General features: G+C 68.1%; 18 protein-coding genes. 12 read left to right on the top strand and 6 right to left on the bottom strand.

What is annotated here, in order from left to right:
* Positions 1 to 9: 9 nt before the first annotated feature.
* The gene (locus ABIE24_RS06645) at positions 10 to 1,755 is read right to left on the bottom strand and encodes a hypothetical protein (protein ID WP_354497973.1); all 1,746 of its coding nucleotides are present in this window, start codon (positions 1,753 to 1,755) and stop codon (positions 10 to 12) included.
* A 190-nt stretch (positions 1,756 to 1,945) separates the two neighbouring features.
* Between ABIE24_RS06645 and ABIE24_RS06650 the strand changes: the two genes are divergently transcribed.
* From ABIE24_RS06650 to ABIE24_RS06685, 8 genes are all read left to right on the top strand, one after another.
* Positions 1,946 to 3,055, top strand: a complete 1,110-nt coding sequence (locus tag ABIE24_RS06650; protein WP_354497975.1) for a hypothetical protein — start codon at positions 1,946 to 1,948, stop codon at positions 3,053 to 3,055.
* Positions 3,056 to 3,148: 93 nt separating this feature from the next.
* On the top strand, positions 3,149 to 4,912 hold the full coding sequence (locus ABIE24_RS06655; RefSeq protein WP_354497976.1) for a beta strand repeat-containing protein: 1,764 nt from the start codon (positions 3,149 to 3,151) through the stop codon (positions 4,910 to 4,912).
* Positions 4,913 to 5,039: 127 nt separating this feature from the next.
* Positions 5,040 to 6,089 carry a glycosyltransferase family 2 protein gene (locus ABIE24_RS06660; RefSeq protein WP_354497978.1) on the top strand — a complete coding sequence of 350 codons (1,050 nt, stop codon included), beginning with the start codon at positions 5,040 to 5,042 and terminating at the stop codon, positions 6,087 to 6,089.
* A 198-nt stretch (positions 6,090 to 6,287) separates the two neighbouring features.
* The gene (locus tag ABIE24_RS06665) at positions 6,288 to 7,277 is read left to right on the top strand and encodes an NAD(P)H-quinone oxidoreductase (RefSeq protein WP_354497980.1); all 990 of its coding nucleotides are present in this window, start codon (positions 6,288 to 6,290) and stop codon (positions 7,275 to 7,277) included.
* A 95-nt stretch (positions 7,278 to 7,372) separates the two neighbouring features.
* A complete protein-coding gene (locus ABIE24_RS06670) occupies positions 7,373 to 7,612 on the top strand; it encodes a DUF8129 domain-containing protein (RefSeq protein WP_354497982.1) in 240 nt (79 codons plus the stop codon).
* 3 nt (positions 7,613 to 7,615) lie between these two features.
* A complete protein-coding gene (locus ABIE24_RS06675) occupies positions 7,616 to 7,903 on the top strand; it encodes a DUF1905 domain-containing protein (RefSeq protein ID WP_354497984.1) in 288 nt (95 codons plus the stop codon).
* 54 nt (positions 7,904 to 7,957) lie between these two features.
* Entirely contained in the window at positions 7,958 to 8,794 is an 837-nt protein-coding gene (locus ABIE24_RS06680; protein WP_354497986.1) for an oxidoreductase, read from the top strand.
* A gap of 60 nt (positions 8,795 to 8,854) precedes the next feature.
* A complete protein-coding gene (locus tag ABIE24_RS06685; protein ID WP_354497988.1) occupies positions 8,855 to 9,499 on the top strand; it encodes a hypothetical protein in 645 nt (214 codons plus the stop codon).
* Positions 9,500 to 9,614: 115 nt separating this feature from the next.
* Here ABIE24_RS06685 and ABIE24_RS06690 read toward each other — a convergent pair whose 3' ends face one another.
* The 3 genes from ABIE24_RS06690 to ABIE24_RS06700 form a co-directional block, all read right to left on the bottom strand.
* Positions 9,615 to 10,430 carry a PIG-L deacetylase family protein gene (locus ABIE24_RS06690; protein WP_354497990.1) on the bottom strand — a complete coding sequence of 272 codons (816 nt, stop codon included), beginning with the start codon at positions 10,428 to 10,430 and terminating at the stop codon, positions 9,615 to 9,617.
* Positions 10,427 to 11,623 (bottom strand): glycosyltransferase, encoded by a 1,197-nt coding sequence (locus ABIE24_RS06695; RefSeq protein ID WP_354497992.1) that lies wholly within the window; start codon positions 11,621 to 11,623, stop codon positions 10,427 to 10,429. The genes ABIE24_RS06690 and ABIE24_RS06695 overlap by 4 nt, the downstream gene beginning before the upstream one ends.
* A gap of 70 nt (positions 11,624 to 11,693) precedes the next feature.
* Positions 11,694 to 12,923 carry an acyl-CoA dehydrogenase family protein gene (locus tag ABIE24_RS06700; protein WP_354497994.1) on the bottom strand — a complete coding sequence of 410 codons (1,230 nt, stop codon included), beginning with the start codon at positions 12,921 to 12,923 and terminating at the stop codon, positions 11,694 to 11,696.
* A 204-nt stretch (positions 12,924 to 13,127) separates the two neighbouring features.
* On the opposite strand from ABIE24_RS06700, the gene ABIE24_RS06705 reads away from it, so the two are divergent.
* A complete protein-coding gene (locus ABIE24_RS06705; RefSeq protein WP_354497996.1) occupies positions 13,128 to 14,204 on the top strand; it encodes a phosphotransferase family protein in 1,077 nt (358 codons plus the stop codon).
* Between the two features lie 330 nt (positions 14,205 to 14,534).
* Here ABIE24_RS06705 and ABIE24_RS06710 read toward each other — a convergent pair whose 3' ends face one another.
* Both ABIE24_RS06710 and ABIE24_RS06715 read right to left on the bottom strand, forming a co-directional pair.
* A complete protein-coding gene (locus tag ABIE24_RS06710) occupies positions 14,535 to 14,879 on the bottom strand; it encodes a carboxymuconolactone decarboxylase family protein (RefSeq protein WP_354497999.1) in 345 nt (114 codons plus the stop codon).
* Between the two features lie 31 nt (positions 14,880 to 14,910).
* On the bottom strand, positions 14,911 to 15,951 hold the full coding sequence (locus ABIE24_RS06715; protein ID WP_354498001.1) for a zinc-dependent alcohol dehydrogenase: 1,041 nt from the start codon (positions 15,949 to 15,951) through the stop codon (positions 14,911 to 14,913).
* A gap of 293 nt (positions 15,952 to 16,244) precedes the next feature.
* On the opposite strand from ABIE24_RS06715, the gene ABIE24_RS06720 reads away from it, so the two are divergent.
* The 3 genes from ABIE24_RS06720 to ABIE24_RS06730 all read left to right on the top strand — a co-directional run bounded on the left by ABIE24_RS06720 (position 16,245) and on the right by ABIE24_RS06730 (position 19,474).
* Positions 16,245 to 17,591 carry an MFS transporter gene (locus ABIE24_RS06720; RefSeq protein WP_354498003.1) on the top strand — a complete coding sequence of 449 codons (1,347 nt, stop codon included), beginning with the start codon at positions 16,245 to 16,247 and terminating at the stop codon, positions 17,589 to 17,591.
* Positions 17,592 to 17,630: 39 nt separating this feature from the next.
* The gene (locus ABIE24_RS06725) at positions 17,631 to 18,443 is read left to right on the top strand and encodes an SDR family NAD(P)-dependent oxidoreductase (RefSeq protein WP_354498005.1); all 813 of its coding nucleotides are present in this window, start codon (positions 17,631 to 17,633) and stop codon (positions 18,441 to 18,443) included.
* Between the two features lie 74 nt (positions 18,444 to 18,517).
* Positions 18,518 to 19,474 carry a thiamine pyrophosphate-dependent dehydrogenase E1 component subunit alpha gene (locus ABIE24_RS06730; protein WP_354498007.1) on the top strand — a complete coding sequence of 319 codons (957 nt, stop codon included), beginning with the start codon at positions 18,518 to 18,520 and terminating at the stop codon, positions 19,472 to 19,474.
* Positions 19,475 to 19,478: the final 4 nt, after the last annotated feature.

Raw genomic sequence — 19,478 nt, forward strand, 5'->3', positions numbered from 1 at the left:
TCGACGGCCCTACTGGTACGTGATCAGGTCGGGGGCGGGGGAGACCGAACTCATCGTCTGCTCGGGTGACAGCATCGGGAGGTCTTCGTCGTAGAAGTTCTTCCAGCCCCACGCGATGCCCTGCGGAGCGTCGCGGTGCAGGTTCGCCCACGTCGCCTGCTTGTCGCCCTGGCCGCCTTGCCCGTCGGCGTGGATGAGGATGGACACTTCGGGCCGGGTGAGGTCGAGCGAAAGGCGGTCGGAGATCATGGCCGTCCGGAACTGGTGCAGCACGAGCATCTTCTGCGGGAGCCCCTTCTCGTTGGTCAGGTCGGCAAGCCAGGTGGTCACGCTGTTGACCTCCGCTGCGCTGACGGTGCCGATCTGCCGGAGCGGAACCTGGTCGGGGCCGAGACGCCACTCGGGGTCGAGGGCGAGCCCGACGTTGGGCAGCTCGAGGAGCGACTGGTACTGCTTCGCCTGGGTGAGGAAGTCGGTGCGTCCCGGCTGCAGGTCGATCACGACGTACAGGCCTGCGGCGGCTGCGGCATCGACAAACGGGCGCAGTTCCTCGACCGGCAGTTCGTTGGAGTAATTGCCGTCCTTGCCGGCTCCGGCTGCCGCGACCGTCGCGATGATCTCAAACATCGGTACAACGGTCTTGTCGGTGAGGGCGGCGTATGGGGCTGCGTGTTCGCGGGCGCGCTGAACCGAAGCCTCGGCGTTCTGCTCGCCGAGCACGCCGAGGACACCCGTGCTGGGCGTGCCGTACAGCGCGACGAACTGATGTTGCGGAAACAGCAGTTGACCGCCACCCGGCAGCTGCACGCCGCTTCTGGCCGTGCGCACCTTCCAGTCCAAGGCCGGCTGAGTGGCGAGGGCGGTTCCGATGGCGAGGGTCTTCGTGGTCGTCGACGCGTGCAGGGCGTCGATGACGGATGCGTGCGCCTGCGGATTCGGTGACGCCTCGGGAAGAAGGTGCACCGGGACACCAGCGGCCCGCGCCGTGGCGATAGAGGCGAGCTGGGCGGGGCCGTCGATCGCGAGCGCCACGGTGTCGTCCAGGGGCGACGCCCGTTTGGGCTGGGCTATCGGCGCCGCCTTGGACTCACCTGAATCGTCGGCCTCTGCCGGTTCGTGCGCGACGAGGGTGGCGGCGAAACCCGCGGGGTCCTGGGCGGTGGACTTCTCGAGTTGGAGGCCGGTTGCCTTTTCGACGGCAGCGTCCGTGGCCTTCACGCGCTCGACGGTGAGGCCTGACTCGTCGTCTTCAGCCGGCGGCTGGACCTTGCCGATGAATAGGGCGGTGGTGGTCCCGAGTCGCTCCAGCTCGGCTTCCAGCGCGTCGGCGTCGTTCGTCTCCGGTGCGTCCGTCGGGTCAGCGGTCGGGCCTGGTACGGCGCTGCTCGGGTCCGTCTCGGCCTCGGTGCCGGTCGTCTTGTCTTTCTTTCCCTTTGCTGCGTCGCCGATGAGCAGCGGCACTCCCAGGCCGATCGCGGTGCGCGCGGCCAGCTCCTGGGTGACCGCGTCACCGGTCGGGGCGACGATGGCGAGTGGGGAGGAATCGAACAATTCCCGACTCGTGGCGACGGATGCCGCCCGGTCGTTCGCCGCGTCGACGACAGTCAGCGCGGCATCCGGGTTCGAGGTTTTCACCGCCGCGTCCGGGGACGTTTTTGCGGTGCCTCCCGGGGCGCTTGCCGTGCATGCGGTCAGCGCGAGGAGGCCGGCGAGGGCCAGGGCGGTCGGGCGAGCGAGCCGGCTGAGAAGTGGCATGCCTCCACGGTATGTCACCCGGTCGAGGGATGTGCAACCGACTCGCGTGTTGCCGATGGCTGCTCCGAGGTGAAGCACGCCAGAAGGTGAAGGATGCAACGTAGACCTGCCGCGGGTGTATCCGCAAGGGCGTTGCCGATCTTTTCTCGCATGACAGAGTTTCATCACTGACGCACGGGGGGGTGAAGTCATGGACGGCACACGGTCTGACTTTCTCGCGCCAGCCCGGCTGATCCTCCTTTCGCTCGGCCTCGCCGCCGTCTGGATCTGCATCAGCCTCTTCGTCGGCACCAATTCGGCCCGCGCTGACGAAGCCGATTCGCATGCGTTCCTGGGGAGCGCGCGAGTCGCAAATACCGCGGTGACCCCACTGACCGATGTCGCAAATACCGCGGTGACCCCACTGACCGATGTCGCAAAGGCCGCGGTGACCCCGGTGACGGACGCCGCAATCGTTCTCGACGCGCCCGTAGCCGCTGTCGCGCCAGCTGTCCGGTCCACGGTGGCCCCGGTCGCCGACGTCGTGGCGTCGAAGCCGGTCTCGCGCGCGGTTGCGCCAGTGGCCGTGGCGATCGACACCGTCGCCGCGCCGGTTGTCGCGCCGGTCGCCGCCGAGGTCGCGCCCATCGTCCGCCCCGTGGCCGCAACGGTCGGCTCCGTTGTCGAGGCCCTGCCCGCTGCCGATCGGCTACCCAAAGTCTCCGATCTGCTCGGTGAGGCACCGCTCGCCGACGTGACGGCTCCCGTCACTGCGCTTGTCGACGATGTTCTTATCGGTGTAACCGCGCCGGTCACCGACGGTGTCTTTCCTACATTGCCCTCACTTCCTTCCGTTCCCGGCCTGCCGTCGCTGGACGGCCCAGCCGCTACCAGCCCGCCGTCCGCCGGCCTTCATGGCGCGGCAACGACGTCGGTGTCCGAGGCGTTCGTCGCGCCGGGTGACCGCGCAGCGTCCGCGCTCGCCGTGGCTGGACCGGCGGCATACACTTTCTCCGCGGCCGCGATCTCATCGTGGGCCGCCACACTGAACTCCGGGTTGGGCGTCAGCCCCGCAGCGTCCGCCCGGCCTCATCCGGACTCGGTGCCCCGGGGTCCGGCGGAGAACGGGAGTTCGGCATTGCCGAGCACCCCGCCCGCAAGTGGCTTCGCAGCAGCGGGAGGACCATCCGGCCCGCCCTCTGCAGCAGAACTTGCATCCTCCTTCTCGATGGCGCTGATCTCAGGTGCCCTCCTTTCCCGTGCTGAGAACGACGTACTTCCCTCGCCCCTCGCACTGGAACTCTCCTCTACTCCTGACTGACGACGGTTCGCCCCGCGAATTCTGTGGGAAACGAACACTCTCCTCCCAACCTGTGGAGGGGCATCCGTCATTCAACTTTTGAGGAGTAAGACCATGAATCGAACAACCGCGAGGTGCCTGTACGGTGTCCTCCTAGCCGGAGGACTCACTCTCCTCGGCGCCACGGCGGCTCAGGCCGCAGATACCTCCGGTGACGGCGGTGTGCTTTCGGGCACCCTCGTTGACACGGCGGTATCGATCCCCGCGAGCATCGGCGGGAACGCCGTCAGCGTACTCGGGGACTCCCAGTCGGAATCCGCCTCTGGCGCCAGCGCTCCGGCGTCCGTCCCCGCCAGCTCGTCGACCTCCGGAAACGACAGCATCGCGAGCGGTAGCCAGGTCACCGGCGTGATCAGCGTTCCGGTTACCGTCGGCGGCAACTCGGTCGCCGTCCTCGGCGATGCAACTTCGACGGATGCCTCCACTCCGGCTGCACCCGCCCCCACTGCCTCTGATGCGTCAACATCGGGGAATGACAGCGTTGGTGGAGGCACCCAGGTCGCCCCGGTCGTGTCGGCTCCGGTGACGATCGGTGGCAACTCCGTCGCCGTCCTCGGCGACTCCGCTTCGACGGATGCCGCCACTCCAGCGTCGGATTCAGCCCCTGGCGGTGATACTTCGGCCACCACGAGCGGTGACGACAGCATCGCCGGAGGAAGCCAGGTGGCGCCGACCGTGACCGCTCCGGTAACGGTGGGCGGAAACGCGGTCAGTGTGATCGGCGACTCGGCGACGTCAGGCGCAACGAGCGGCACGTCGGCCGGAGGGGCGTCGACGCCCGCTGGTTCGTCAGATTCCGTGACGTCGGGTGATGACGGTGTGCTGAGTGGGACGCAGGTTGCTCCGGCCGTCAAGGCACCAATCGGTGTCGGCGGTAACGCGATCAGCGTCATCGGCGACTCGGCGACTACAGGTTCGTCGGCTGGTGCCCCTTCGGCACCGGTTGGTTCCTCGGACTCGACAACGTCGGGTGATGACGGTGTGCTGAGTGGGACGCAGGTTGCTCCGGTCGTCACGGCACCAATCGGTGTCGGCGGTAACGCGGTCAGCGTCATCGGCGATTCGACGACTGCGGGTTCGTCGGCTGGTGCCCCTTCGGCACCGTTTGGTTCCTCGGATTCGACAACGTCGGGTGATGACAGTGTGCTCGGTGGTACCCAGGTTGCTCCGGTCGTCACTGCTCCGGTTGGTGTCGACGGTAACGCGATCAGCGTGATCGGCGACTCGGCGACTACAGGTTCTTCGGCTGGTGCCCCTTCGGCACCGGTTGGTTCCTCGGATTCGACAACGTCGGGTGATGACAGCGTGCTCGGCGGAACTCAGGTTGCTCCAGTGGTCACGGCACCAATCGGTGTCGACGGTAACGCGGTCAGCGTGATCGGCGACTCGGCCACCGGTTCACCCAGCAGCGGTCCTTCGACTCCGGCGGCACCGGTCGTTGGTACGACAGTTCCGACCGTGCCTGCCGCGCCGGTGAACCCGACGGTGCCAACTGCGCCGACGACGCCAACTGCCCCTGCTTTTCCGACGGCGCCGAGCAGCCTGGGCGCCTCGAGCATCCAGAGTGCTCCCGCGGTGCTCACAGGGTCCGCGACTGCGGTGCCCGCTGGGGCGGCCGGCTCGTTCGCTGCGGGTAACTCCGCCACCGGCGTGACGTCGGCGTCTGCTGTCACGCGAGTGGCGGCATCCGCCGGGCCGAACCTGGCGGAAACCGGCTCGAGTACCGCCGGGCTCATGCTCTGGTTCGCGACCCTGATGCTGTTGGGCGGAGCGGCCATCGCTCTGCGCAGCCGCAAGCTGGCAACGCAGCAGGTCTGACGCATACTGAATAGCCCGGTCGGCTCACGCCGGCCGGGCATTCGGCGTGCGCGCGACCGAGGGTCATGAACGGCTCAGGCTGACAAGGGGTTGACCGGCCCGCACCGCTGCACGGACAGTGTCGGGCATGAGCACCGACACCGACCAGACGAGAAGAGCCACGCGACAGGGGTCGCACGGCCCCGCCCCCAACGTGCACCTCGACGCCGAATACGTGCTGCCGATTCGTTGGTCGGAGCACCGCCCCGGCGATGCTCTCGAACTCACCGACTACCTCGCCGGCCTGGCAAACCACCTCGACGTCACCGTGGTCGACGGCTCGCCCGACGATATCTTCGCTACCAACCACGCGCTCTGGGCCGACCTCGTGCGGCACGTGAAACTCGATGGTCCCGGCACGCCCAACGGAAAGGTTGCGGGCGTGATGGCCGGCCTCCGCGTGGCCCGTCACCAGGCAGTGATCCTCGCCGACGACGACGTGCGTTACGACCTCCCCGGCCTCGAACGCATGATCGCCGCACTGCAGGACGCCGACCTCGTCAGGCCGCAGAACTACTTCACCGCACTGCCCTGGCACGCCCGCTGGGACACAGCGCGCAGCCTGCTCAACCGCGCCGTGGCATCCGACTATCCCGGCACGATCGGGGTGAACCGCGACCTCCTGCTCGATCTCGGCGGCTACGCCGGCGACATACTGTTCGAGAACCTGGAACTCATCCGGACGATCCGCGCCGCAGGAGGCAGGGAGCGGCGGCTGGACGACCTTTTCATCGGCCGGGTGCCGCCAACCGCCGTGCATTTCGGGCGCCAGCGGGTGCGTCAGGCGTACGACGACTTCGCCCAGCCGGGCCGCCTCGCCGTCGAACTCGCCCTCCTTCCGATGCTGGGGTGGAGCATCCGTCACCCGGCCCGTCTCGCCGGCATCGCCGCTGTCGCGATGGCGCTCGCCGAATGGGGTCGACGGCGGGCGGGCGGTACCCGTGTCTTTCCCCCGACGAGCGCGCTATGGGCGCCGGCCTGGTTGCTCGAGCGTGCGGTGTGCGTCTGGCTCGCCGTCGGTTCACGGATGCTCGGGGGCGCGAAATACCGCAACGTGCGACTGAGAACGGCGGCCCACTCGACGGCCGTCTTGCGGCGCAAGCTGCAGCCAATGGGGCTACCGTCGTCGCGGCGCTGAAAACGGACGCGGGTGCCGGTCCCTATCGGGGCGGCAACGTCTCCGTCGCCGTTCGAGGGACGCAAAACGCTACTAAAAACCCTGGATAACAGCAGTTTGCGTCCCTCGAACGACCGCATCGGGCGGGTACCGCCGGGCCGCGGCTCGCCATCGGACCCCCGCATGACAGCATGGGGAGCCGATGAACCTGGAGGCAGAATGACCACGACGATGCGGGCTGTCGAATACGAAGGCGCCGGTGGGCCGGAGGTGATCCGTCTGGTCACCAGACCGCGGCCGGAACCGGGGCCGGACGAGGTGCTGGTCAAGGTCACCGCCGCAGGATTGAACCGCGCCGACGTGCAGCAACGCCGCGGCGTGTACCCGCCGCCGCCCGGGGCACCCGATATCCCGGGCCTCGAGGTCAGTGGGACGGTCGCCGCTATCGGGCGGGACGTCTCGGGGTGGGAGGTGGGAGCATCCGTCTGTGCGCTTCTCAGCGGCGGCGGGTATGCCGACTATGTCGTCGTGCCGGTCGGGCAACTGCTGCGTGTGCCCATGGGGATCGGCCTGGTCGAAGCGGCGTCGCTGCCCGAAGTGGCCTGCACGGTGTGGTCGAACCTCTTCATGACCGCCGGGGTCACGGCCGGCGACTGGGTGCTGATCCACGGTGGCGCGGGAGGCATCGGCACGATGGCCACCCAGATGGTCGCGGCGTTCGGGGGTCGCCCGGTGGTGACCGCCGGCAGTGCGGAGAAACTCGAGTACTGCCGCGGTTTCGGCGCTGTGGCGGGGATCGATTACCGCGAAGAGGACTTCGTCGAGCGGATGCGAGAGATCACCGACGGCCACGGCGCCGATGTGGTGCTCGACGTGGTCGGTGCGTCGTACCTGGAGCGCAACATCCGTGCCCTCGCGATCGGTGGGCGGCTGGTAGTCATCGGTCTGCAGGGTGGAGCGCGAGCCGAACTGAACCTGGGATTGCTGATGTCGCGGCGCGCAAGCGTCACGGGCACCACGCTGCGTGCCAGACCGGCCGTTGAGAAGGCCCAGATCGTGGCCGAGGTCACCGAGCACGTCTGGCCGCTGGTCGAAGCGGGAACCCTGCGCACCGCGGTGGAGGCGCGTTACCCGCTCGAGCAGGTCGTCGAAGCACACGAGCATTTCGACTCGGGACGTCACACCGGCAAGATTTTGCTCACGATGTGATGTCGATTGTGCCAGGCCTTGAACCGTGTCGGTGGTTAGGGCTTGAATGGTCCTGAGTAGGTGCCAGGGGGCATCGATCAGTGGGGAGGGGTCCCATGCGTGACGCCATGGTTCGAGCAGACGTGTCGGCATCCGGAGCGTACGCGGGGGACCACCCCCATCTCTCGGAGTCGCTCAACGCCGAGGGGCTTCTGGCTCTGCTCGCGTACGAAGAGGCCCATGGCAATCGCAGCGCCATCGTCCAGGCGCTGACCGAGCGCCTCGCGGCGGTGCGCAGCGGAATCGAACCGCGAGGACCGCTGGGTGCAGGTCTGCCCGCGGCGCCGGTCGAGTAGCGCGTGAAGGTCAGCTTCACCGCACCGCTGTGGGCGTGGAGCGGAAACGCCGCCTGGTATTTCGTGACCGTGCCCGGTGAGGTGAGCGACGACATCCGTGACCGGCCGCGGATGCCACGTGGCTTCGGAGCGGTGAAGGTGCGCGTCACCGTCGGCGGCTCGACCTGGGACACGTCCGTGTTTCCCGACAGCAAGGTCGGGGCGTACATTCTTCCGGTGAAGAAGGCGGTGCGGGCGGCGGAGGGCATCGGCGAGGGAGAGCCCGTCGACGTGCGGCTGGAGTTGATCTAGCCGTAGAGCGAAAATCGTTCGGTTCAGCCGAGGCCGGGCGGGCTAGCATCAGGCATGGAATCCAACACGGGCAGAGTCGCACTCGTCACCGGTGCCTCATCGGGGATCGGTGCCGAAACGGCACGACACCTCGCTGACCTCGGCTTCACGGTCTATGCCGCAGCGCGACGCGTCGACCGGATGTCGGACCTCGCGGCGCGTGGCATCCGCACCGTTTCGGTCGACGTGACCGATGACGCGTCGATGGTCGCGGTCGTCGACCGGGTGATCGCCGAGGCTGGCCGGGTCGACGTGCTCGTGAACAACGCCGGATACGGCTCGTACGGTGCGCTCGAGGATGTGCCGCTGAGCGAGGCGCGGCGCCAGTTCGAGGTCAACGTGTTCGGGCTGGCCCGGCTCAGTCAGCTGGTGCTGCCGCACATGCGGGCGCGCAGGGACGGGTACATCGTCAACGTCTCGTCGATGGGTGGCAAGATCTGGGAACCGCTGGGCAGCTGGTATCACGCAACCAAATTCGCCGTCGAGGGACTCAGCGACAGCCTCCGGGTCGAGGTGGCGCCGTTCGGCGTGAAGGTGGTGGTGATCGAGCCGGGGGTGATTCGATCGGAATGGTCCGGTATCTCGGCCGACACCCTGGAGGCGTCGAGTGCGGGCTCCGCCTACAGCCGCCAAGTCACGGCGATGGCGCGGGCGCTGCGTGGGGCGAATGCGAACCGGATCGCGTCAGGCCCGGACGTCGTTGCCGCAGCCATCGGCAAGGCCGTCACGACGGCGAAGCCGCGCACCAGGTACGCGGTCGGCGGCGGCGCGCGGTTCATCCTCTTCCTGAACCGGGTCCTGCCCGACCGTGGGTTCGACCGCTTCATTCGGCGGGCTTACGGGATGCGCTGAGCCCCACGCCGGCCGGGGGCCCCATGGCGCTGCACCCCGTGCGTTCGTTAGTCTCCCTTCATGTCGGACGACAGCGCGGATGCCACGGACGTCGTCGCCGCGCCCCTCCCGACCGGCTGGGCCCGCCTCGGTCCGCACAAGTGGTCGATGGGACTCGCACAGAAGATCGGGCCCTCGATCGCCATCGGTGGCTATCTCGCTGCATTTGTGACGGCCCAGTTCCTCCGCGGCGTCGATTGGCCACTCGCCATCGCGGTCGCCGTTCTCGTCCTCGGCGCGTTCGTCGCGGCGGTCGCTCTCTTCATCCACCTGCGATTCCCGCAGCCGTGGGTCAACTTCGACACCGGCGAGATCCGGACCGGACGCTACACGGCATCCTTCGTCGACATCGACTTCGCCCGGCTCTTCGCGGCGCCGAAGAGAGGGTCGCGGATACTGACGTTTCAGGTCGGCGTGACGAAGGGCCCCCAAGTCATCGTTCGGCTTCGCGACGCGAAAGACCAGCTCCTCGCTCCGGAGACCGCGCGATTGCTCACCGAGGTGCTGCGACGGTCGAGCGTGCGGATGCCGCAATCGAACGACGATCCGACGGGGCGCTTCGCCCGCTACAACTTTCCTGGATATCTCACTCTCGAGGACGCGATCGCGGTGGTCGAGTCGCCGCCTGGGCCGAAGGATCCACTGCCCGTCGAATCGGTCATCTGAGCTACGACTTTGCGGGCGCTGGATGCGTTCAGTGTGCGCGAATCGATGTGAGGAGCGCCGTTGGGGTCGATTTGCGCCCGTCGAACCCGTGATCAGTGCTGAGCGGCAGGCCCGATCACAGAGGGAGCGGCAGCGCCGGGCCCGGATCCAGAATTCCGGCCTCGCCCCGCGGAGTCACGACTCGAACACCGAACGGCGACACCAGCCGCAGCCCCACATCCGTGCCGATCGGCTCGCGCTGCCCACCCGAATGCACGACGTCGTCGCCGACCACGGTCAGTTGGCTCGCGTGGCAGCGCAGCGCCGCCGTCACCACCGCGCGGTGCGACGACAGCGCAAACCACTCCGCATCGGCGGCCGGCACCTCGAGCAGTTCGCCATACGGAATCTCCAGCAGAGCGGATGCCGCCACCGCGGCATCCCGGATTCTCACGTGGTCGGGGTGGCCGTATCCACCGCCCGAGTCGTAGCTGATCACGAGCGACGGCCGTTCAGCAGCGAGCACCGCGGCCACGTCGTCGACAACCTCGCTGAGCGGCGCGACCGAGAGGGCATCGGAATCCGCGTCGCCGGCCGGACCGGCCAGCCCGGGCCGGATCCACTCCATCCCGGAGTCCCGGTAGCGTCGGGGCGTCAACCCGGCAGCGCGGGCCGGCGCCGAGCCCAGCCAGTACTGTGACGCGATTCCGAGGGCGGCGACCGCACCCGCCAGCTCGACCTCGCGGGCGCGCGTGAGGGCATCCGCACCGGTGCCGGGCAGCGCACCGGCGACGATCTCGCCGCGTTCGCCCCGGGAAGCCGTCAGCAACGTCACCCGCACGCCGCGGGCAACGAGGTCCGCGATGAGCCCGCCCGAGGCGAGCGTCTCGTCGTCGGGGTGCGCATGCGCGAACAGTACCGAAGAGACGCCGTCGAGGATGCCGCCCGTCACGCCGAAACCCCGGCGCGAGCGCGAACCAGGCGCTCGTACACCTCGGCCGTCGCCGCAGCGGCGCGATCCCAGGTCTGGGTCGTCGCGTGGGCGCGCCCGGCGGCGCCGAGCCGGGCCGACAGGGCGTCGTCCTCGAGTAGTCGGCGCACGGCATCCGTCCACGCGGCGGGATTCCGGGAGTCGACGAGCAGTCCGGTGACGCCGTGCTCGACCGCTTCGACCAGTCCACCCGACGCCGTCGCCACGACGGGGATGCCACTCGCGGCAGCCTCGAGCGCGACCAGCCCGTAGGTTTCGGAGTGCGACGGGACGAGCAGCATCCGGGCGCCGCGGAGCAGGGTGGCGAGGTCCTCACGTGACTGCGGACCGAGAAAACGGATGCCGTCGGCCAGCCCGTGCGCGCGGGCATGCTCCCGCAGTTCAGCGGGGTAGGCGTCGTGGCCGGTGGTCGGTCCGCCGGCGATGACGAGCTCCGGCCGGATGCCGTCGGGCAGCGCCGCGATCGCTTCGATGGCGAGGTCGAGGCCCTTGAGCGGTTCCAGCCGGGCAGCGACGACGACGTAGCCGGGGTGCGCCGGTTGCGATGCAGCGGGGGAGAAGAGGTCAGCGTCGACACCGGGCGACACGACGACCACCCGGTCCGGGGACGCGCCGAGCCGCCGCACAACCGTGTCGCGCTCGGCGGCGCTCACCGTGAGAACGGCATCCGACGCCTGCGCGAGGTGCGCTTCGCCACGCATCCGACCGGGGGACTCGGGGCGTTCACCGTCGGACAGCGGCGTGGACGGGTCGGCGGCAATGCTGTGGAAGCTCTGCACGTGCGGGATGCCGCGGGCCGCCGCGTAGTCCAGCGCGGCCATGCCAGAAAACCAGTGGTGCGAGTGCACGACGTCGTACGGCCCGAGGGCCTGCATCGCGCGGGCGAACTCGGCGATATACGCCTCGTGGTCGCCCTTGACGCGGCGCTCGGCGGGTCCGGCATCGAGGTGACGAAGGGTGGCCCCCGGGGCGAGGTCCATGGAGGCGGGTGCATCGCGTTCGGAGCGACGGGTGAGAATCTCCACCGCGTGGCCGGAAGCGGCCAGCGCGAGGGCCGTCGCCCGAACCGCGACGTTCATGCCCCCCACATCGCCGACGCCTGGGTCGTCGTCGGGAGACGTATGCAGACTGACCAGGGCGATGCGAAGAGGCACCCGGCGAGTTTACGTGGCTCTACCTGAATGTTCCGTTTGTGCTTTTCGGGGAGGGGAGGGGCGACCGGGCTCAGCGGGTGGCGGGCACAGGCTCCGGCGCGACGTGGGCGGGCTTCCGCCGCAACTCCGAGCGAGCGACCGCGCGACGGTGAACGGCATCCGGACCGTCGACGATGTGCAGCGCCCGCGCCCATGCGGAGAAGTACGCGAGCGGGGTGTCGTTGCTGATGCCGGCCGCGCCGAAAACCTCGATCGCCCGGTCGATCACATTGGTGGCGACCTCGGGGGCGGCCACCTTGATGCCGGAGATCTCGGTGCGGGCTTCTTTCGCACCGACGGTGTCGATGAGCCACGCCGTCTTCTGCACGTAGAGACGCACCTGGTCGATCTCGATGCGCGAGCGGGCGATCATGTCCTGAACCACGCCCTGCTCGGCGAGCGGCTTGCCGAAGGCGACCCGGCTGTGCGCGCGTTCGACCATGAGCGCGAGGGCGCGCTCCGCCATGCCGATCGCCCGCATGGCGTGGTGAATGCGTCCGCCGCCGAGCCGCGCCTGCGAGATGAGGAAACCATCCCCTTCTCCGGCGATGAGGTTCGCGACAGGTACGCGCACATCGGTGAACCGCAGTTCGGAGTGTCCGTGCTGGTCCTGGAAGCCGAAGATCGGGAGGTGCCGCTCGATCTCGAAACCCGGCGTTCCCCGAGGAACGAGAACCATCGACTGCTGGCGGTGAGGGGCGGCATCCGGGTCGGTCTTGCCCATGACGATGAAGATCGAGCAGCGTTCGTCCGCGGAGCCGGTGATCCACCACTTGTGGCCGTTGATGACGTACTCGTCGCCGTCACGCTCGATGCGGGTGCTGATGTTCGTGGCATCCGACGACGCCACTTCGGGCTCGGTCATGGCGAAGGCGGATCGGATCCGGCCGTCGAGGAGCGGCTCGAGCCACTCCTTCCTCTGCGCCGGAGTGCCGAACAGGTCGAAGACCTCCATGTTGCCCGTGTCAGGCGCCTGGCAGTTGATCGCCTCCGGGGCGAGAACCGGAGACCAGCCGGTGATCTCAGCGAGCGACGCGTACTCGAGGTGGCTGAGGCCCGATAGCCGGGGGAGGAACAGGTTCCACAGGCCGCGAGCGCGGGCCTCGCGCTTGAGCTCCTCCATCACCGGAGGGTGTTCGTGCGCTCCGTGTTCGGCGAGGTACGCGTCCCATTCCTTCTCCGCCGGCAAGACGTGCTCGCGCATGAATGACCAGAGCTCTTCGCTCAGTTCGGTGACTCGTGCGCTCGGCTCGAAATCCATGGGGTCTCCTCGACGATGAGTTGAACCGACTCGCGGGTCGGTAGCATCCATCCTGCCTCCTCAGGCACTCGAATGCAATGGCCGCTTTCTCCGCGATTCCATTGACACTTACCCACCCCGCTCCTACCCTTGGTTTACCGACTGAGTGGTCGACTGCGTTCAGGAACGATGGCGTTCCCGCCGTCACCGCGGAACGGAGCCACCGTGACGGCAACCGCGCTTCCGGGCCTCGACCCGCACAACCTGCGCGAATACCTGCGCGACAGCATCCCCGGCGCGGGCGACGAGCCACTCAGTGCCGTGCTGCTCGCCGGCGGGCGATCGAACGTCAGCTACCTGATCGAGCAGGGCAGCAGGCGGCTGGTGCTGCGCCGCCCGCCGCTCGGAAACATCCTCCCCAGCGCCCATGACATGGGTCGCGAGTTCCGGCTCCTCTCCGGCATGGGCCGGGTGCAGTTCCCCGCCCCGGCCGCTGTCGCGCTCTGCGAGGACACCGCCGTGATCGGGGCACCGTTCATGCTGATGGAATTCGTCGAGGGCGAGGTCATCGCGACGGCCGAAGAGGCTGCGCTTCTCACGCCAGCCCAGGCGGATGCCGTCAGCTCGTCTCTCGTGACCACACTCGCGCGCCTGCATGGCGTGGACGTGCAGGCCGCGGGACTGGAGAACCTCGGCCGGCCGGAGGGTTACCTCGTGCGCCAGGTGGTGCGGTGGAGCGACCAGTGGCAACGCACGAAAACGCGCGAACTCGACGACATGGATGCGCTGTCTGCCTGGCTCGGTGAGCGCGTGGGCCAGGTCCGCCCGGATGCCCCGTGGTCGATCGTGCACGGCGACTACCGCATCGACAATGTCATCCTCGATCCGACGGACCACTCCGTGCGGGCCGTCCTCGACTGGGAGATGTCGACCCTCGGTGACCCGGTGAGCGACCTCGCGATCTCCCTCGTCTACTGGAGTGAAGCCGCGGATGTTCTCCGCCAGGACATCCCCGTGTCGACCGGCGTGACCGCCGGCGCCGGGTTCTGGACCCGGGAACGCATCGTCGAGGAGTACGCCGACCAGACCGGCTTCGACCTCGGCCACCTCGACACCTGCGTGGCGCTGGCCTGCTTCAAGCTCGCCGTGATCATGGAGTCGATCCACAAGCGCACGCGCGACGGCCAGCAGCTGGGCACCGCCTCGACGGACGACGGTGCGATGGGAGTCGCCGCGACCGCGCTGGCCCGTCTCGGCCGGAGCGTCACCGACGGTGGGGAAGTCGCCGCGTTGGGGCGGTGAGCGTCCGAGCCGACTCGAGCACAACTCCGCCATTCCCCAGGCGGCGGCCGGCCGCGACCGCTGAATGCCGCGGCCCGCATGGCGATACCGGAGGTGTCAGGCGGAGTTCTGCGCACGCTCAGTTTGTGACCCGCCCGGACGGGACGAGTCTCTCGGTGCAAAACTCCGCCAGTACGTTGGCCACCTTGAGCGCGTGCCGCGAAATGTCGCGGGCGCCGTCCCGGTGACGCATGGTTCAGGCGGAGTTGCGCGCGTGAGGGCGCACAAATCGGGCGGCGCAGCACAACGCCCCCGTCGACGAGGATCGACGGGGCGCCGTTGCCGTGCGGCTCAGGATCCCGCCGGGAACTCCTCGTCCAGGTAGCCGAGGGCGTGCGACCCGTAGTAGGTCGCGGGCCCGCCGCCCATGAGGATGGCGACGGAGATCGCCTCGGCGATCTCCTCACGGGTCGCGCCCTCCTTGACCGCCCCGCCGATGTGCCAGGCGATGCAGCCCTCGCACGAGGTGGCAATCGCAATCGAGACCGCCATGATCTCCTTGGTCTTGCGGCTCAGTGCGCCATCGGCGAGTGCGGCTTCATGCAACCCGCTGAAGGCGCGGTAGGCGGCCTTCGTCGTCGGGTCCTTGGCCAGCCGCCCGAGGCCTGCAGCGAATTCGTCCTTCGTGGTCGACATGGGGGCTACCTCTCGTTCGATGCGGGGGTCGTCACGGCGAGACCATGACCTTGATGGATTCGTTGCTGCGGCTCTGCACTTCGAACGCTTCCTGGATGTCGCCGAGCTGGAACCGGTGGGTGATGAGGCGGTCCGGCTGGACGGCCTTCGATGCGAGCAGCTCGAACGCGCCGCGCACGTCCTCGGTCGAGTAGGCGAAGCTCCCGACCACGCGGATCTCCTTCTGCACCACCACGTTGGGGTCGAGCGTGATCGGCTGGGCGGTCAGGGCGACGAGCGAAACCGACCCCGCTGCCCGAACGAGCTGGAAGATCTGGTCGAACACCGGCGCAGCGCCGGCGCACTCGAACGCGGCGCCGAACGCCCCGGAGCGATCCCGATACGGGGATCGGGTCACGCCGTACTTCTCGAGGAGCACGTCGACGACATCCTCCGACGTCGGATCCAGCACCTCGGTCGCACCGGATGCCAGGGCGCCTTCCCGCCGGATCGGTGACGTGTCGATCGCCACAATCCTCGACGCGCCCTGCGCGGCGAGGATCTGGACGACGCACTGCCCGATGGTGCCGAGGCCGGTCACGAGGATCGGCTCGTCGAGCGGCGGCCGCAGCTGGTTGATAGCGCGCATCGCCACCGACAACGGTTCGAGGAATGCGGCGGCCTCGAACGACACCTCGTCGGGAAGGACGAACACGTTGACGTCGCGCCGGGCGTTCGGAATGAGCACCCGGTCACTGAACCCGCCGGCGGCGCCAGACATGTTCTCGCAGAGGTTCTCGTGCCCGTCGAGACACCGGGCGCAGTGTCCGCAGTACGCGGCCGGGTTGACCGTGACACGGTCGCCGACCGAGATACCCTCCACGTTCGCGCCCACCTCGCGGACGACGCCGGCGAACTCGTGGCCGAGTGGCATCCCTTTCGCGATCCAGGCCCCCTCGGCGAACGAGTGGACGTCGGATCCGCAGATGCCGCAGGCAGAGACGTCGAGGACGAGGTCGGTCGGGCCGGGCGTCGGGGCGTCGATGGGGGAGACCTCCACAGAACGGATGCCCTCCCAGGTGGCAATGCGCATGTCGTGCCTTTCGTGACAGTGCGAGAACGACGGTGTATCTCGGCTCTCCCGACTCGCGGGTCGGGATGGAATCCACTGTGTCTTTCGGGAGCCCGGCTGTCAAGGGGATCCCGGCCCTTCGCCGGTTTCGCGGGGCGACAGACCCGATAAGCAGCGGGCGAAAGAAAATGAGGATTTGTGTTGACAACCCCAAACATCCCGTGCAGACTCATTCCGATCCGACCACCCGGTCGGTCGGGCGTCAGGCAGCGTAGCCTGGCCATAGGAATCCGAGCATCCAATGGAGGATGTGAATGAGCACTTCAACCGATCTCCCGTCTCTTGCGAAGCGCGACACGAACAAACGTCGCCTGGTTCTCATCACCATCGTTTTCGTCAATTTCGTGGTCTGGATGGATTCCGGCAAGTTCGGCCTCCTGACACCCTTCTGGTCTGCTGACCTCGGTTTCGACACCGCACAGATCGGCCAGATCTCGTCGGCCTACCTCCTCGGCTACTTCCCGATGCTGTTCATCGCCGGAATCCTGGCCGACCGGTTCGGGCCGAAGCCGCTCCTCATCACCTGCGTCGCCGGCGTCACCGTGCTCGGCGTTTCGATGGTGTTCGTCACCAACTACTCCGAACTGTGGTGGCGGAACCTGATCTTCGGCGTGTTCTTCGGTCTGCTCTGGGCTCCCTGCCAGCGGATGCTCGCGGTCTGGTTCCCGAACATCGACATTCCCCGGGTCACCGCGTTCTGGGTCGGCGCGATGATGCTCACCGGACTGGTCGAGCCTGTGGTCGCGCTTCCGATGGCGGATGCCTTCGGCTGGCGAGTCACCTTCATCGTCATCTCCATCCTCGGCATCCCGGCGATGCTCATGCTCATCTGGCTGACCTCGAGCAACCCGGCGACGAAGAAGGGCATCAGCGAAACCGAGCTGGCGTACATCCGATCCGACCGCCCCGCGTCGGTGAAGAGCGTTCCGTTCCGCGAGATCCTTGCCGCATTCAAGAACCGCACGGTCATCCTGCTCGTTATCGCCGGCGCCCTCGCTACGACGCCGACCTGGCTCACTGCGACGTGGGCATCGTACGGTGCGCTGACGGTCGGCGAGGCCGACCCGCTCATGGCGGCGTGGGTCATCCCGCTGCTCGCCATCCCCGGCATCGTCTACGCGTTCATGCACGGACGCGTCGTGAACACGGTCTTCAAGGGCCGGCTCAAGCCGCCGATGCTCATCGGCGTGCTGCTCCCCGCCTTCGGATTCTTCGCCGCGGCGCTCATCCCCGGGCTGCCCTGGTGGGCCTGGCTCTTCCTCGCCTCCACCCTCGGATTCTTCACGAACCCGCTCGTGTGGGGCAGCCTCAACCCGTTCTTCGTTCGGGTCGCCCGGCCCGAGGTCGTCGGCACGCTCAACGGAATCGCGGCGGGCCTGCAGGTGGCCGGCGGCTACATCCTCGTGTCGCTGTCAGGTGGCTGGATCAACCCGGAGCTCGAGGGCTTCCGCCAGCTCTCGCTCATGCTCATCATCGGTGGCGTCGTCTTCCTGATCGCCGCGATCCCGCTGCTGTTCATCAACGAGAAGAAGGTCGCGCCGATCCGTCAGGTCACGGAAGACGCAGGAGAACCGGTCGTGATCTCGCCCGTCGGGCACTGATCACTCGCGGCCCCTGCCTCCCTTCGAAAGGAATCCATCGTGACCATCGTGACAACACCCACCCCGACACCCGAAGCCGGCGTCAGCAACGATGCGCCGTTCTCGGTCGAGGGCAAGGTCATCTGGGTCACCGGAGCGAGCAAGGGCATCGGCGCCGCCGTCGCACGCGGGCTTGCAGCAGGAGGCGCACACCTCCTGCTGCAGGCCCGGTCGGGCGAGGCGCTGACCGCCCTCGGTGACGAACTCCGCGACAACGGCACCCAGGTCGAGACCATCACCGGTTCGGTCACCGACCCGGATGCCCTCGAACGCTCGGTCGAACGCGCCCAGGCCACCTGGGGCCGCATCGACGGTGTGGTCGCCTGCGCCGGGGTGAGCCCGATCTTCAAGCGGGCAGAGGCGATCTCGGTCGAGGAGTGGCGTGACGTCATCGACACGAACCTCACCGGAACGTTCCTCACCGCGACAGCCGCTGGCCGGGGGATGCTCGAACGGGGCTCCGGAAGCATCGTTCTCGTCTCGAGCGTGCACGGTACCGTGGGCGCACCGAAACTCTCGGCCTACTCCGCCTCCAAAGGGGCGGTGAACCTGCTCGCCAAATCGCTCGCCGCCGAATGGGGCCAGCGCGGGGTGCGGGTGAACGTCATCGCCCCGGGCTATGTCGAGACCGACATGACCAGTGCCCTGCGCGAGCACGACACCCACGGCCCGAGACTGCTGGCCCGGGTTCCCATGGGACGCTTCGCCGCACCCGACGAGATGTCAGGCGCGGTGCGCTTCCTCCTCTCGGATGCCGCCAGCTACATGACCGGCGCTGTCCTCGAGATCGACGGCGGCTGGACAAGTCAGTAGACACGACCGTCTTAACCAACGATCATCCGCATAGAGCAATCATTTTCAACGGAGAAAAGGAAACTCGGATCACCATGACCGACAAAGACACGCGAATCGCCATCTACCGCACGATGTACACAGCGCAGGCCTGGGAACTCGCCCTGATGCGCCTCATCGATGAGGGACTGGCGCCGCCCAGCTACCACCCGGGTCGCGGGTCTGAAGGCTCCGAAGTCGGGGCGACCCTGGCGCTCCGCAAGAGCGACTACCTGCTCTACGACCACCGCGGGATGTCGCACATCATCGCGAAGGGCACACCGCTGAAGGCCCTGTTCGGTGACTTCCTCGGCAACTCCTTCGGCACCACCCGGGGCCTCGGCGCCGGAATCGTGCACGTCGCCGACCCGGACAACGGGGTCCTCGGCCAGTCGGGCACCCTCGGCGGCAGCCAGCTCATCGCTGCCGGCGCTGCGCTCTCCTCCAAGATCCGCAAGACCGACCAGGTCACCATGTGCTTCTTCGGTGACGGGGCCGCCAACCGCGGAACCTTCCACGAGGCGGCGAACGCCGCCGGAGCGTGGAAGCTGCCCCTCATCTTCGTGATCCAGAACAACGGCTGGGCCGTGTCGACCTCGACCGAGCAGGCCACCGGCGGGCGCTATGTCGACCGCGCCCACGGCTACGGCTTCGTCGGCGAATGGGTCGACGGCGCTGACGCGTTCGCGGTCCACGACGTCGCCCAGCGTGCCGTCGACCGGGCACGCCGCGGCGAAGGGGCCACGCTCATCGAAGTGAAGACCGTCCGCCTGACCGGGCACTATGCCGGAGACCCGCAGGCCTACCGCACGACCGACGACAAGGAACTGGCGGCGACGCAGGATCCGATCGTCCTGGCGCGGGCCAAGCTCATCGAGCTCGGCGACCTCGACGAAGAAGGCGTCACCGACCTCGAGCTCGAGGCGCGTGCCGCGGTCGATGTCGCTGCCGAAGAAGCCAAGCCGGGCATCCAGCCCACCGCCGACCGTATCGACCAGTACATCTACGCCTAAGGAT

Origin of the sequence: Mycetocola sp. 2940 (assembly GCF_040548835.1) — a bacterium.
Taxonomy (GTDB): Bacteria; Actinomycetota; Actinomycetes; order Actinomycetales; family Microbacteriaceae; genus Mycetocola_A.

Bases quoted from the DNA above. Each gene is read 5' to 3' on its own strand.
- ABIE24_RS06680 (WP_354497986.1), top strand. From the start codon at position 7,958: ATGGAATCCAACACGGGCAGAGTCGCACTCGTCACCGGTGCCTCATCG.
- ABIE24_RS06700 (WP_354497994.1), bottom strand. From the start codon at position 12,923: ATGGATTTCGAGCCGAGCGCACGAGTCACCGAACTGAGCGAAGAGCTC.
- ABIE24_RS06715 (WP_354498001.1), bottom strand. From the start codon at position 15,951: ATGCGCATTGCCACCTGGGAGGGCATCCGTTCTGTGGAGGTCTCCCCC.
- ABIE24_RS06645 (WP_354497973.1), bottom strand. From the start codon at position 1,755: ATGCCACTTCTCAGCCGGCTCGCTCGCCCGACCGCCCTGGCCCTCGCC.
- ABIE24_RS06710 (WP_354497999.1), bottom strand. From the start codon at position 14,879: ATGTCGACCACGAAGGACGAATTCGCTGCAGGCCTCGGGCGGCTGGCC.
- ABIE24_RS06660 (WP_354497978.1), top strand. From the start codon at position 5,040: ATGAGCACCGACACCGACCAGACGAGAAGAGCCACGCGACAGGGGTCG.
- ABIE24_RS06730 (WP_354498007.1), top strand. From the start codon at position 18,518: ATGACCGACAAAGACACGCGAATCGCCATCTACCGCACGATGTACACA.
- ABIE24_RS06655 (WP_354497976.1), top strand. From the start codon at position 3,149: ATGAATCGAACAACCGCGAGGTGCCTGTACGGTGTCCTCCTAGCCGGA.
- ABIE24_RS06665 (WP_354497980.1), top strand. From the start codon at position 6,288: ATGACCACGACGATGCGGGCTGTCGAATACGAAGGCGCCGGTGGGCCG.
- ABIE24_RS06685 (WP_354497988.1), top strand. From the start codon at position 8,855: ATGTCGGACGACAGCGCGGATGCCACGGACGTCGTCGCCGCGCCCCTC.
- ABIE24_RS06670 (WP_354497982.1), top strand. From the start codon at position 7,373: ATGCGTGACGCCATGGTTCGAGCAGACGTGTCGGCATCCGGAGCGTAC.
- ABIE24_RS06720 (WP_354498003.1), top strand. From the start codon at position 16,245: ATGAGCACTTCAACCGATCTCCCGTCTCTTGCGAAGCGCGACACGAAC.
- ABIE24_RS06650 (WP_354497975.1), top strand. From the start codon at position 1,946: ATGGACGGCACACGGTCTGACTTTCTCGCGCCAGCCCGGCTGATCCTC.